This is a genomic window from Microseira wollei NIES-4236, from assembly GCF_020521235.1.
GTDB classification, from domain to species: Bacteria; Cyanobacteriota; Cyanobacteriia; order Cyanobacteriales; family Aerosakkonemataceae; genus Microseira; species Microseira wollei.
Genome location: NZ_BLAY01000015.1, coordinates 1 through 14,409 on the forward strand (window position 1 = coordinate 1; position 14,409 = coordinate 14,409).

Consider the following 14,409-nt stretch of genomic DNA (forward strand, 5'->3'; position numbering starts at 1 on the left):
GCAATAAATTCCTCCCTTGCCGTGCCCCGACCAATGATTCATATCCATTCCCGATTCGATATCAAAGTAGGGGCACGGCATCAGTCAGGTTGGTTGCCAGCAATAAATTCCTCCCTTGCCGTGCCCCGACCAATTATTTACATGCTCTTCAATTCACCTTAAATTCCTCAAACTCTGGCGTACCAAACAGCTTGTTTTTGTCAATTGCCGACAATACTTTATTATTAGCAGCATCGGCAAACAAACAGCGACACACCAATTGCGCCACATCAGCACGGTGAATGCTACCGCCAACTTTGGGATCTTCGGTTAAAACGCCGTTACCCGTCGCCGGTTCCGACTTTAAACCACCGGGGCGAATAATTGTGTAAGTTAGTCCGCTACCTATTAAATGCTGTTCGGCTTTATCTTTTTCTGCCAAAACTGCCCCCAACGTTGCTAACGCTTGCGGCGATAGCGCCACGACACTATTACCCGTACCAATCGAAGTAACCAGGATGAATTTTTTTACGCCTGCTTTTACCGCCGCATCGATTAAATTTTTGTTCGCCAAATAATCTGGGTTTTGTTCTGCTTGGGGTAACCCGCCGATAGTGGTAATCACTGCATCAATCGGTTCTCCCACCATCGCTTGTTCCACCGCAGCAGCTGCCATTGCATCCCCGATTACAACATTAACGCCTATCGCTGCCAATTCGGGGCGCGATGCGTCTTTCCGTAGCATAGCTTTCACTTTTTGGTTTTGTTCCACAAGGCATTTGGCAATTTCTCGCCCTACGCCTCGACTCGCCCCTGCTAGAAAAATATAGGATGCTTTTGTCATCTTCCGTTTTTTGGTTTTGTATGTCTATTCTTGATCGGGATAGGTAATTTTGGGGCATTTCCGTCTCTCAAGGGAAAGGAAACGAGAACGCGACGCAGAAACCGGGTTTCTTTTCTCGTCGTGGGTAAGTCCTGTTTTTCTAATCCTTGCCAATTGCCGTTTTTCGCCCTACAATTACCAGCCAAGATTGCGCCTCAAACCGCACGCCAGGGGGACGATAATAATGGTTAACAATCTCAAATCCCGCTGCTTCTACGCAAGGGGCTAACGTTTCGTATTCCCATCCACAAACGTAGCGGTATCCCGTCGGACGGGCGCTGTAGCCTTCGCTATCGCCGCGACACATGGACATAACGATCGCACCTTGGGGTACTAGCGAGCGCTGCAAATCCTGCAATACCCGCACCATCTCCCCACGGGGAACGTGAATCAGCGAGGCATTGGCGAAAATACCATCAAACGTTTCCCCTGGCAAGTCTAAACTCAAAAACGACTGCTGCCAAACTTCGCACCCCGATACCTGTTTTGCCATTTCCACAAAAGCAGGCGTTGCATCCAACCCCACGACGGTATGCCCTTGCTGTTTGAATGCTACCAAGTCCCGCCCCGGCCCGCAGCCTATATCCAGGATTTTTCCGGGATTTTTGGGTAAAAAACGCACCAAGCTGTCTCGATTTTGCGATACGTCGTGTTCCCATGTCCCCGCGCGAAATGCTTCCGCCGTTAGTTGGTACTCTGCAATTGTTACTTGCTCGTGTTGTTCCACTATCGATGATCCCTGTGCGGTTTTCTAATTTTCTACGCCGAAATTTCCTGAACGCCACCCCTACCTTGTGTAAGTTGAGTTAGTAACTCAAGTTGCTAGTTATCTCTCTGGGAGCGGCTAATGGCTAATGGCTAATGGCGAGATTGGTAAAAATCCTATATTAGCAATTAGCAAGCTTGCAATTAGCAACGCCAAAGTTTATAACTAGCAACTTGCGTTAGTAGCTCTATTTAAACAATTTTCTCTGTTTACGAAAATTTGTTTAAAACCCATGCTGGTGAGGGAATTACAACGTCTGTGAATTGGCAATTTGACCAATAGGGGATTATACCATAAGTTTGTCAGGCAAAACAAAAAAAAATTAATCGTGTGGACTGTCAATCGAGAGTGAAACAAAACCGATGGGAACGAAAGAAAAATCGCTGATTCAAGCGATTATTGATGATTTAATAACTGCGATCGCGCAATTAGAAACGCAAGATCCGGTGAAGCTTTGGACAACGCGGAGATTGCTGAAGAGGACTCTGTATAAAGCTGAGAAAATACAAAAACAGGCAGAACAGAAGCAACAAGAGCAAGCGATCGCCTATACCGGGTACGATCGAGAATGGCTTTCATACCAGGCAACGCCTGTGAATACTACAGAGATATTTCCCGGAGAAGTGTTTGCAAATACCGCTGATTTTGATAGCGGGATTAGACAATTGTTACCCCGGTATGATGAGATGCTGAATGCGATCGCTCATTGTATCCCGCCAACTGCCCAACGCATCCTAGAACTCGGTTGCGGTACGGGGGAACTCAGCTTAAAAATACTCCATCGCTGTCCATCTGCCCAGATAATAGCCTTAGATTATTCGCCGCGAATGCTTCAGTTTGCCAAAAATAAAATCGAGTCCGCCGGATACTTAAACCGATGGACAGGAATAGAAGCAGACTTTGGAGACTGGACAAACAAACCGGATAAAATCAACATCGGCATTGGATTTGATGCTGGGGTTTCATCTTTAGCAATTCACCATCTCACCAACGAGATGAAATTAAAGCTATTCCAGCGAATTAGAGAAAGCCTCAAACGCAGCGGTGTATTTTGGAATGCAGACCCTATTTTACCCGAATCGCCTGCCCTGGCAGCAGTTTACCAAGCCGTGGGAGAAGAATGGGCAGCTTTTAGTGGAACAACTCTAGCAGAAATTCGCGCCAAAATCGGCAAAAGTGCGCCCCACGGTTACTCGCATCCCGATCAATTAGCAACCCTGGATAACCACCTGCAAATGCTCAAAACCGCTGGATTTGAGACAGTAGCAGCGCCTTGGAAATATTATGGTTTGGCAGTATTTGGGGGCGAGGTAAGTTAGAACTGAAATGGAGATGGGAATAATAAATCGAGTGGGTTGCTAAAATTGCTAATCGCTAATTGCTAATCTAGCGTGGGAATATTTTCCAGCTTTACCATTAGCCATTAGCTATTAGCAGCCATAAAAAGGTAACTAGCAACTTACGTTACTTATTCAGGACTTACCCAAAGAAACCGGGTTTCTCTGAAAAATCGTCGCAAGAGAACTAGAGATATGCCGACCGCACGCACTCGCGTTCGTAGCAAGAAACTTTGGTGATAGGCTAGTCGTGCATCAGTCATGTTAGTTTTACATTAACCCAAGTTGGAAACCAAACGATGAGCTTATTTGACCCGGTTTACGAAAACTTTGCCAAACGCATTGTTTACTTGCCCAACCCAAGCGAAAACCCTATAGTTATCGGCGCATTAACAACCGCAGGTTATCGAATTGATCGAGTATTTAACGATGCGGTTACAGATTTTCAAGCGTTAGCGCTAACTTCCCTTACCCCAGATAAACCACCCGTTTTAATATTTAAAGGAGGAGTCGATCCCGGTGACGATGCGGCATTTACAGACCGGCGGGGCGTGGCATTTAATCAATTTGAAGCCAATAAAACAGCGATTGGCAATTGGTTAACCCAAATTAGTCGAGATCCTGCTAAAAACCCCAGAAGCTTGCTGCCAGATGTAATCGGTCACAGCATGGCGGGTGCTTTAGCCCAGAGGGCGGCGGCGGAATTTACTAACTCGATCGGGGAAACCATCACGTTCAATTCTCCTGGAATAGATCGGGCGACTGCTAATCTTTTTAGGCAAAATGGCGGGGCAAACAAACCAGTTAATCACTACGTTGTCAACGGAGATTTTGTCAGCTTGGGGGGAGAAGAATTTATCCCCGGACGAGTGATTTTACAGTCTTATACCAATCCCCAGATCGACCCCAGATTTTTATCGCGCAAACATGGGGAAATTGCATCCTTGCTTTCGAGTCCGCCACCGGGTTATAGTCAGCGGGAAATTTCAGTTAATGAACTAAATAACCCTAATTTTAATTTCAACAACGACTCAGATTTTGCTGAGTTTATAACGGCTTTGGCGGTGAGAAAACCCCAGATAGCAGCCGCTTTCTCTAGTCGCAGCAGCGCCGAACAATTTAGAACCAGCGGCGCTTCTTTTTTAGGAACGAGAAGTCTGCTCGAACAAGAAGTAGAGGCGCCTAACCCTTTGTTGATGGTTGGCGATAATGCAGATAATTTTGCCTTTGGTTTGGAAGGTAACGATACGATTATCGGCAATGGTGGAAATGACACGCTGTATGGCAATCAACAAAACGATCTGATTTTTGCAGGTGATGGCAACGATAGCTTGTATGGTGGCAAAGATAACGACACGCTTTATGGCAATCAGGGCAATGATGTTATTGTTGGCAACCTCGGTAACGATGTCCTTTATGGAGGCAAAAATAACGACATTCTTTATGGCAACCAGGGAGATGACATCCTCAGCGGCGATACAGGCAATGATACCTTGTACGGCGGTCAAAATAATGACAGCCTTTCGGGAGGGGATGGGGATGACATCCTCAACGGTGACTTTGGCAACGATACCCTCAGCGGTGGCGGTGGACGGGATGTATTTGTTTTAGGCGCGTTGCGCGGGACGGATGTGGTGCTGGAGTTTCAGGATGGTCAAGATTTGCTGGGATTAGCGGGTGGTTTGACCTTCGCGCAATTGTCGATTGCAGCTGGTAACAATGGGACGCAGATTCGGATTGCCAGTACGAACGAACTGCTGGCATCGTTAACTGGCGTGCAAGTTAGCGCGATCGCATCTTCTTCAGTCTTCACCCCGCTCTAGGCAGATTTTCCCGATTGCGGTGTGACGAAATTCACCCGATAGGAGGATATAAAAGGGGGATCTGCATAAGTAATTAGTGCTGGGAAATATGTAGTTATGAAGTAACAAACATTCTTTCACCTCAAGCAGGTACGGAAAGATGAAACGCTCGCTGCTTACAACTACAACCCTACTCCTGATCGCTAGCTTTGCAATACCATTACCCTCACAAACCGCGATCGCACAACCGAGTCAAAAGCAAGTGCAACAGCAAACTGCTTCTAATATCCGATCCGGTGCCGTGGGGGTATTGTACCGCTACTTTAACGCGATCGCGACGGGCAACTATCAGGTCGCTTACGATCTCCTCACCCCGCAGTATCAGGCAGCTGTCCCCTACGAGGAGTTTGTGCGGATGTATCAAGACTACATCGGATCGATTAGTATCAGGTCAGTAGAACCGCTGCCTAATTTTCCTGGCGGCGATCGCAGAGAGTACCGCCTCCAATTCAACGTTTCTTACATTAAACCTTTTCCCGTTGGCAACGGCACAGTTCCCGAACTCTTCGTTTTAACTGCCCCCACCAACAGCGAGGGCGAATGGTTGATTGACGGTATGGCGCCAGGACAATAAACTCTTGCTAATTGCTAATTGCTAATTGCTAATTGCTAATTTAGCAGGACTTACGCAAACACCAAAGTTTCTCCGAAAAATCGTTGGTTTGTCAACTCGAGATCGAGGTCGAAACCGGGTTTCTTTTCTCGTCCTGCTTCAGTCCTGTAATTGTAAAGAGCGTTAACTACTCACTTGAGCGCTGACTTCTCCAATAATATCATGTCCGGTTGATTAGTTATTGTACAATTTGATGGCCGCAGGGGCACGGCATCCACAATATTTTGCTTTTGTAAACAACATTGAAGGTGCCGTGCCCCTACGCCTAATTATAAGCAATTAACCGGACATGATATAACTCAGGGATCTGAGTTTTGCTCTGCGCCTAGTAGCATGATTTTTTAATTGGCTGTCGCCAGTGCGTTTAATGTGCCCAGTAAATCGTCAATTGGAGTCAGGTAGCGATCGTTAAGATCTATTAATACTTCTAGAGCCGGTGTAAGTGCTATAAACCGCCAAACTTGACCATTAGTAACAGTGCCATACACCTTTTTTTCTCCTACATCAGGTAGGCGTCGATTGAGGATAAACGAGGCGAACATTGTAGGAATACATTGAGCTAATCCATCATTGATGTTTTCATTTTTGGCCTCAATAACCGTTACAAGGCTTTAATTGTAAGTTTATCCGGGTTGGCTGTAATCAGAAAATCGACAAAGCCGTTGAGTCCTAAGCTGGGATCTACTGTCAAATTTTTGCCCGAAAATAGACTAATATTAGGATTTAAAGTGACAATTTCGCTCAAAATTGGAGCAATCAAATACTCGGAGCTAGCTTTTTCAGTGTTAATAGCAGTAGCAAGGGGTACAAATCTCTTTAATGCTTCAATTAAAAAAGGACTAGGGGCGAGGGGTTTAAAATCAACAAATTTTTCGACAATCCTGGGGGGGTTCTAATTCCTAAAGGAATTAGTTGGTCAAAAGAAGTGAAATCATTTACGCATTAACTAACTCAAGTTGCTAGTTATGCTAATGGCTAATGGCTGGCTAATGTCAGGATATTATTGTTGTGAGCTTCACATCTGGCAATTAGCAATTAGCTATTAGCAACGCCCAAGTTTATAACTAGCAACTTGCGTTAACTACAGAAGTTTTGGTGCGTTACGCTTGGCTAACTACTGAGTAATGACTACAAAGTTTCCCAAGCGGTGCCTTTATATCCGTATTGGAAGATTTCGGGATGCAATATTTCAGCCAAAATTTCTAGAGAGTCGGCTAACCTTGGCCCCGGACGGTTAAAGTACCAGTTGCCATCGGTGACGTAAACTCTGCCAGTTTGTACGGCGTGCAAAGATTGCCATTCCGGATGCTGGGCTAATGCGTTGGCTTCAGAACGAGTGCGGTTTAAATCAAACCCACAAGGCATGAAAACGATAATATCTGGATTAGCCGAGAGCAAAGACTTCCATTCGAGTTTTGGCGAGGGTTGACCAGGGACGCCAACTAAAGGCTGACCTCCTGCCAATTGGACTAATTCTGGTATCCAATTTCCAGCAACCATTAGGGGGTCAGTCCACTCGATGCAGGCGACTTTGGGACGGTCTAGTTCGGGTAAGGCTTGGGTTTTTTGCTGGCAAATTTTAACGCGAGATTCTAAGTTTAACAGCATCGGTTCCGCGCCCACACCAAAAGCATCGGCAACTCGTTCTATATCTGCCCAAATGTCGGCTAGCAAATTTGGCTGCAAGGAAATAATTTCGGGTTGGCTGTGGGTGAGTTGACCAACGGCGTTTTTGACATCCGCTAAGCTAACGGCACAAACGTCGCACTGGTCTTGGGTGAGAATGTGTGTGGGTTGCAGTTGCTCTAAGACATCAATTTTAATTTGATAAATGCTTAAAGCTTTTTGTAACAACTCATTGACATCAAGATGAATTTGTGCGCTCGGAGTTTCTGAGTTTAACCTTGCCCCGGTGCAAACGGGGCGGTCTTGGATTTCTGGGGGATAGTCGCATTCGTGGGATCGCCCCACCAAGGCATCGGTTAGCCCCAACATGGTTACAATCTCCGTGGCACTGGGAATTAGGGAGACAATCCGCAGATTTTTAGCATCAGTCATCGCTGCCACCTGTTTTTCAGCTATTTTTAAGGTAGCGCTCGATCTATAGAGTTGTTATCCGTCTCTAGAGTTACCACGATCCGGTTGTTGGCTTGCTAATTGCTAATTGCTAATTGCTAATTGCTAATTGCTAATTGCTAATTGCTAATTGGTGATGGGAATATTTTCTGGATCTACCATTAGCCATTAGCTATTAGCCATTAGCTTTTGCTAGCAGTTAATTGCTGGAAATGATGCCATGCTTGCAGGAGATTGCCTTGCATGAGTGCCGCTACGGCGCTGAGTGCGTCGAGTTCGGGGAAATTGGGGTTGAGGGATCGCGCTTGAAAGAGGGCAATTTGGGCGGCACCCGGACGCCAGTCATATAAATTAACAAACGCCAGGTAGGCAAAGGCATAGGGATTTTGGGAATCTAGTTGAGTGACTCGTTGTAAGGCAGCGATCGCATCTGGAACTCGTTGTTGCAATACCCTTGCCAAGGCCACCCCATAAGCCCATTCTAAGTTTTGCGGTTCCCGTTTTAACCGATATTCCAGCGCCTGGGCTGCTTGTTCGAGATAATCTTGAATTGGGTCATATTGATTAATTCGCCCGATTTGATCGAACAAGGATTCTAATGCTTTTGGCCCAGTGGGTAATTGGGCAGATAAAATCCGTAATTGCGTGACTAAATCTAATTCGGGTGCAGGTTTTGGTGCGGCTTTAGGGTCGATATTTAAGGTAACTGGCGGTACTGGGATGGGATAAGTTTCCCCCGTTTGTTGATTGAAGTAAGCTGCCTCCAAGGTATAAGTTCCGGGGGTTATATTCCCTGGAGGCAGCATCGCAGTTTGTTCGATGACTCGCAATTCCTTGGTTGTCGTTTCAAGATCGGGTAACCCCATCTCAAAAGAAGTACCCGGATATAAAGAACCCATTGCGATTGCATGGTCGTGTAACCACCGCTGCGGCTGAGTTCGTTTTTCCGGGGTAACCGTGGATTTGCGCCATGTTAATAGTAATAAACCCGTTCGCAATTGCTCTGAGGGGCTTGACCACTCATAGGTAACGGGAACTGGAATTCCAGGCGGGGCTTTATCTGGTACGATAACTCGATTTAACCGGATTTTTTGACTTCCCTTTTCTTGACTCAAAGGTTTTACCACAACAGAAGGCTGGCGGCGATGGTACAGTTTTAAAGTGCTTTTATCCGGCAATTCCCATGTTTTGTGTAATTCAAAATCCGAGCCTTTTTCAATTAGTTGAACCATAGCAGGTTGCGTCTTGGGAATTGACCCTTGCTCGCCGGTTTTAGTGACGAACCAAGAAAGACTTCGCGCATCTTGTTTTAGATGTTTTTGTCTCGTTCCCACTTGTCGTCCGTAGACTTGGAAGTTTGCCAATGCACCGTAGTAATTAAAATTATGCTGGTTAATTTGCGGGGTTGAAGGTAAAACCCCTAAAGTTGATTGTAAATCAGGTTCGGTTTTGATAATTTCTGCAATTACTTGTTGATGAGGCCACTCAGCACCCAGGTAGGCGTAGTGCTGAACGCGGGGACTAAGAATTTTGGTAATTCCATCACCACCTATAGGCCACAAATTGAGCAACATTAATATCACTGCCAAACTTGCAGTTCCCCAACGGATTTGTTTGGAAAAGCGTCCCGTCCACAGCGTTAAGCCATAAGCCAATAATATTGATACAACTGGTAAAAGTGGCAGAATGTAGCGGGCATCTTTATTGATATTTAACGAACAAAGTAGATAACCTCCTGCTAAAAAGATTGCCAACCATTTGAGCGAAGCAAGTGTGCCGGTGTGCGGGTGTGCGGGTGAGAATTTAAATATAGACTCGGTTTTGCTTATCTGTTTCCAGAAATAAAGGAGAATGCCGACAATGGGGACGAGTAATAAAGGCCAGGAAACTAGATATGGTAAGATTTTCCAGTAGTAAATCCAGGCGTCGATGGTATTGAGGGCAGGATCTCCTTCGGCGATCGCAGAATCTATGGTCGCCCGTTTCCCCGACGTTAAAATCAGCAACCAATTGGTACGATACCATCCACCAGCTAGCAACACCGACACGCAACCAGCACCGATTAATTGCCCTATTTTTCCCCACGCTTTTTGGCGGATTGCACCCGCTTCTACCCAGAGTATTGGTGTTAAAAGAAACAGTAAAGCCGTTTGCTTCACCATTAAAGCTAACCCCAAAGAAAGACCAAATATCCCTGCCAGAAACCACGCGGATGGGCAGGTGAGCAGAGGAGCAGAGGGGCGGAGGGGAGGGGTTGAATCGCTGGTTTCTTTAAGAAAACTGGTTTCTTTTTTAAGATGCCAAAGTGTGAGGCAATAAAAACTCAATGTGACAACTGCCGTCACGGGATAATCTAACAGAAAATCGAGGCGATATCGGTAGAGTGCGGGTAACACTTGACACAGAAAAGCCGCCCATAAACCCACTTGACGATTGAACAGTTTTTCGCCCAAACCATAAACTGAAATCAGTAAAATGGCGCTAAAGAACAAGTTAACTATAGTAGCTTGATCTGGCCCCCTACCAAATAAATTCTGAATAATTGCAGTGGCAATATAAGTGAGGGGAGGAACTTTCGTGGTGATTTGCCAAAAACTCGTCCACCATTGGGGAGAAAACCATTGGGGATTTTGTAACGCTTGCCAATAGTTTAAAGTGCCGGTGAGGTAGTCGGCTTGATCCCAAGCAGGGATATCATGGTCGAAGGCGAACCAGATGCGATCGCACGCCGCCCCCACCAGCCATATTATGCCCAGCAGTAAGATCGGTTTGCTTTTATCGCTTTGAGTCATATCGCCGTATTAAAGACTATACAGAAACCAGGTTTCTTCAATTGAGATCTTGCACTTGTGCTTGTCCCCCGCCGTGGACTTAAGTCCACGGCTAATAGCCTAAGTCCACTCAAGTGGACTGCTTGAAGTTTCAGTCCTCTTTTAGAGGACTTTTGCTATTAGCCAGGGAATTTATTCCCTGGCTTAAGTCCACGGCTAATAGCCTAAGTCCACTCAAGTGGACTGCTTGAAGTTTCAGTCCTCTTTTAGAGGACTTTTGCTATTAGCCAGGGAATTTATTCCCTGGCGGGTGAGGGAGGTGGTGCCAGATTTGAGTTCAAGAAACCCGGTTTCTCAGTTTAATCTGCCCCTTCAATCGGTGCAAAACCTTGACGTTGGATATTTTCAGTAATCACGCGGGGTTCGAGGAATTGTAGCAGGTAATCGGGGCCACCTGCTTTGGAACCAACTCCGGAAAGTTTGAATCCGCCAAAGGGTTGTCGCGATACAATTGCACCCGTAATGCCTCGATTGATGTACAAATTCCCGACTTCAAATTCAGCTTGTGCTTTTTCGATGTGGGAAGGTGTGCGGGAATATAACCCGCCTGTGAGGGCAAAATTAGTGCCGTTGGCGACTGCTAATGCTTCGGCGAAATTCTTCGCCCGAATCACCGCCAAAACTGGGCCAAAAATCTCTTCTTGGGCAATGATTCCATTTGGCGGAACATCGGTAAAGATGGTCGGGCTGATAAAATATCCCGTATCGGAAACTGGCATTTCTAATGCGAGTTGGGATTCTTGTTTTCCCTTTTCTATGTATTCCCGAATCCGGTTAAAGGCATTGGCGTCGATCACCGGACCCACTTGCGTACTCGGAAGTTCTGCCGCACCAACATTTAAACTGCGCGTTGCTTCGACTAACCGATGGACAAATGCTTCGTAAACGGGTTCCAATACGATAGCGCGGGAACAAGCGGAACATTTTTGACCGTTATAGCCAAATGCAGAGTAAACTACCCCTGCAACTGCTTGATCTAAGTCGGCACTTTCATCGACGATGATGGCATTTTTTCCGCCCATTTCGGCGATGACTCGTTTGAGGTGTTTTTGACCTGGTTGTAAGATGGCGGCATCGGCGTAGATGCGACATCCGACTTCTTGGGAACCTGTGAAGGCGATCGCGCTCACGTCTTTATGTTTTACCATGTACGCACCCACGGTGGAACCTTTACAGGGTACGTATTGGAAAACGCCTTTGGGTATTCCCGCTTCGATTAATATTTCGGCTAATTTTGCCGCAATCACTGATGAAACTTCCGCCGGTTTGAGTAAGGTACAGTTCCCGGCGACGAGGGATGCTACTGTCATGCCGCAAGGAATTGCTAGGGGGAAATTCCACGGGGATATGACTAATGTTATGCCGCGCGGTTGATAGTGATAGCGGTTGGTTTCGCCAGCGAGATCGAAGTTATGTCCTTTATCTAACCGTTCCATTTCATCGGCATAATACCGACAAAAATCGATCGCTTCGGATACTTCCCCGTCGCATTCCCTGACAGCTTTCCCAACTTCTAATACCATCCAAGCGCATAATTCGTGTCGCCGTTGTTCCATTAATTCCCCAGCTTTCCGCAAGATATCGGCGCGTTGTTTTGCTGGGGTGCGACTCCAACTGGAAAATGCGGCTTTTGCTGCTTGTAATGCTTGTTCTGCACCTTCGATGGAAAGCAGTCCGACTTTGCCGATAATTTCAGTTGGATTGGAAGGATTGAGGGAATTAAAGGTATCCTGCGTTGGCGCGTATTCGCCATTCACAAAAGGCCAATATGTTTGACCCAATTGCTGACGAATTGTTTGGATTGCTTGTTGCGATCGCTCTCTCTTCTCCTTATCGGCATAATCTGTATCCGGCGCGTTGGGAAATGCCCGTTTTTCCTTCAAATTCGTTTCCGCTTTGGCGTTATTTACCTTGGGCGGTGCTAATAATTCCTCAACGGGACGGTCTTCTAAATTTTGCCGCAAGAACGAACTATTGGCGGTATTTTCTAACAACCGGCGAATCAGATACGCCATCCCCGGCAGCAAATCGCCGTAGGGACAATATACCCGGACGCGATAACCTTTATCCACCAAAGCTTTAGCTAATTTATCTCCCATGCCGTAAAGCACTTGCATTTCAAACCGGCGGCGGGGGATATTTAAACTTTCTAAGATGGCGATGGCGTGGGCTTGCGATCGCACGTTGTGACTGCCAATCGCTGCATATAAATATTCGTGATTTTCTAGCAGCAATCTGGTTAAATTTTCAAAATTAACATCGGTTGCACCTTTGTCATTAAATACAGGTTGAGGCCAATCTTTTTGTACCGACTTAATCGTTTCCTGATCCCAATACGCGCCTTTAACTAACCGAACCGTCACCGGATATCCCCGTTGTTTCGCCCAAGCAATTAACCCTTGCAAGTCTTTTTCCGTATCTCTTAAATAACCTTGCAGCGTTACACCAATATCGGTACGGGAACGAAATTCCTCTTCCATCAATAATTCTTTTAAGATGGCGAGGGTAATATCTTTATAAACATATTGTTCCATGTCAAAGTGTACCGCTGCGCCCAATTCCTTGGCGCGGCGCAACAGCGTGCGGATGCGCGAACTCACTCTTTCCTGACTCCCTTTCGCATCTAGGGGGTCAAATTGGGAATAAAACGCCGTTAACTTGACAGAAACTTGCACTTGTGGTATAGGTTCCCCATCCGCCAAATCGATCGCATCGACTTTAGACCAAGTTTTGGCGACATCGGTTAGTTGCTGCATTAATTCCAGATAGCGGTCGAGGTAAGACTGCGCCTCGGCTTCGGTTATCACCGCCTCGCCTAAAAGGTCGATGGTGAAGGCCATTTTATCCTTTCGCAGGCGTTCGATGGTCTTGATGGCGCGTTCGATGTTCTCCCCGGCGATATATTTGTGGGCGAGGGTTTCCACAGCGGTAGAAATAGTCGTGGCGGCGAGTTGTCCCGGCACCGAGTCGGGATTGGCGAAATTGAGTAACGCTTTGAGTGCTTGGGGTAACTCTACCGACTCGTCGCCTAAGTATTCTTGCAGGTGGCGGGCGATTTCCGGTTTGCTGCGGAGGGCGGGCAAGCAGTCGATAAAGCGAAATAGCTGCAAGCGCAGACCGGGGCTACCCATCGCCCAAGCGAGCAGTTTATCATCCCAGCGCATTTGGTCGCGCATTTGGGCGAAAAACGAGCGATTTTCCTTAGTTGCCGCCAAAAGTTGCTTGGCGATCGCTTGAGTTTTAGTTTCGTAGGTATCTATTTGTACGACCACAGTTGATATACTCCAAAATCTGGGCAAGGCGTTGTTCAAGGACGCACCAGACGCGGGGAAGCACCAGACGCGGGGACAAAGTTCAGACGAGGATAAAAACTCTGCCTGAACGTGCCGCCCTGAATCTTCGATGCAGTCGGGGTCTCAAACCCTTGGAACAGACGTTCCAGACACGGACCTGACGCTGCAAACGCTCCGCGTCTGGTGCGTGTTTGCGTCCCCGTGTCATCTTCGATCAGGCTAGTTTGAGGAGGTTCCCACGCCAAGCCTGTGCCTGTACGCTTGCATTGTATCGTTTTGCGGTGATGTACTTGAATCGTTGCGGGGGTAATGGGGAATTTTTATACAATAATCGGGATCAAAACGAAGCGAAAGGTAGGTAGGCGTAAATAAATCGAACAGCGAGACACCCCGTTGCTTCAGACACACCAAGAAACCGGGTTTCAAGCTGCGATGGGTAGGGGCACGGCGGGCGAAATATTTTGTACAAGCGAACATTTTATGCTTGCCGTGCCCCTTTTTTCAGAGAAACTTTGGTGATGGGCGTAAGTCCTGACACCGATTGTATTTTCCTGAGGCACCTATCACCAAAGTTTCTTGCTGCGATGGGTAGGGGCACGGCGGGCGAAATATTTTGTACAAGCGAACATTTTATGCTTGCCGTGCCCCTTGTTTCAGAGAAACTTTGGTGATGGGGGTAAGTCCTGACACCGATTGTATTTTCCTGAGGCACAAGTGAAACGAAAGTAGCTTTTAATAACCTAATTTATACGATTGATTTTTGCACAGT

The 14,409-nt window shown here is 46.7% G+C and carries 12 protein-coding genes; 3 read left to right on the forward strand and 9 right to left on the reverse strand.

All coding sequences use genetic code 11. The features are described 5' to 3' along the window. Positions 1–148: 148 nt before the first annotated feature. Together MiSe_RS06805 and MiSe_RS06810 are read right to left on the reverse strand one after the other, a co-directional pair. Positions 149–823, reverse strand: a complete 675-nt coding sequence (locus MiSe_RS06805) for an SDR family oxidoreductase (protein WP_226576433.1) — start codon at positions 821–823, stop codon at positions 149–151. A 139-nt stretch (positions 824–962) separates the two neighbouring features. After that, positions 963–1,589 (reverse strand): class I SAM-dependent methyltransferase, encoded by a 627-nt coding sequence (locus tag MiSe_RS06810; RefSeq protein ID WP_226576435.1) that lies wholly within the window; start codon positions 1,587–1,589, stop codon positions 963–965. Between the two features lie 632 nt (positions 1,590–2,221). Here MiSe_RS06810 and MiSe_RS06815 point away from each other — a divergent pair. From MiSe_RS06815 to MiSe_RS06825, 3 genes are all read left to right on the forward strand, one after another. Continuing rightward, complete coding sequence (locus MiSe_RS06815) at positions 2,222–2,947, forward strand: class I SAM-dependent methyltransferase (protein ID WP_226576696.1); 726 nt, start codon at positions 2,222–2,224, stop codon at positions 2,945–2,947. A gap of 317 nt (positions 2,948–3,264) precedes the next feature. Then, entirely contained in the window at positions 3,265–4,788 is a 1,524-nt protein-coding gene (locus tag MiSe_RS06820; RefSeq protein ID WP_226576437.1) for a calcium-binding protein, read from the forward strand. 139 nt (positions 4,789–4,927) lie between these two features. Next, positions 4,928–5,401 carry a hypothetical protein gene (locus MiSe_RS06825; RefSeq protein ID WP_226576439.1) on the forward strand — a complete coding sequence of 158 codons (474 nt, stop codon included), beginning with the start codon at positions 4,928–4,930 and terminating at the stop codon, positions 5,399–5,401. 380 nt (positions 5,402–5,781) lie between these two features. On the opposite strand, the gene MiSe_RS06830 is transcribed toward MiSe_RS06825, so the two are convergent. The 7 genes from MiSe_RS06830 to MiSe_RS06860 form a co-directional block, all read right to left on the reverse strand. Beyond that, positions 5,782–5,982, reverse strand: a complete 201-nt coding sequence (locus MiSe_RS06830) for a hypothetical protein (RefSeq protein ID WP_226576441.1) — start codon at positions 5,980–5,982, stop codon at positions 5,782–5,784. Between the two features lie 59 nt (positions 5,983–6,041). After that, the gene (locus MiSe_RS06835; protein ID WP_226576443.1) at positions 6,042–6,200 is read right to left on the reverse strand and encodes a hypothetical protein; all 159 of its coding nucleotides are present in this window, start codon (positions 6,198–6,200) and stop codon (positions 6,042–6,044) included. Between the two features lie 368 nt (positions 6,201–6,568). Further along, a complete protein-coding gene (locus tag MiSe_RS06840) occupies positions 6,569–7,498 on the reverse strand; it encodes a cobalamin-binding protein (RefSeq protein WP_226576445.1) in 930 nt (309 codons plus the stop codon). A 200-nt stretch (positions 7,499–7,698) separates the two neighbouring features. After that, positions 7,699–10,308, reverse strand: a complete 2,610-nt coding sequence (locus MiSe_RS06845; RefSeq protein WP_226576447.1) for a glycosyltransferase family 39 protein — start codon at positions 10,306–10,308, stop codon at positions 7,699–7,701. A gap of 338 nt (positions 10,309–10,646) precedes the next feature. Beyond that, positions 10,647–13,619 (reverse strand): L-glutamate gamma-semialdehyde dehydrogenase, encoded by a 2,973-nt coding sequence (gene pruA, locus MiSe_RS06850; RefSeq protein ID WP_226576455.1) that lies wholly within the window; start codon positions 13,617–13,619, stop codon positions 10,647–10,649. 35 nt (positions 13,620–13,654) lie between these two features. Continuing rightward, positions 13,655–13,885 (reverse strand): hypothetical protein, encoded by a 231-nt coding sequence (locus tag MiSe_RS06855; protein ID WP_226576457.1) that lies wholly within the window; start codon positions 13,883–13,885, stop codon positions 13,655–13,657. Between the two features lie 233 nt (positions 13,886–14,118). Further along, positions 14,119–14,352 (reverse strand): hypothetical protein, encoded by a 234-nt coding sequence (locus MiSe_RS06860; RefSeq protein ID WP_226576458.1) that lies wholly within the window; start codon positions 14,350–14,352, stop codon positions 14,119–14,121. Between the last annotated feature and the right edge of the window lie 57 nt (positions 14,353–14,409).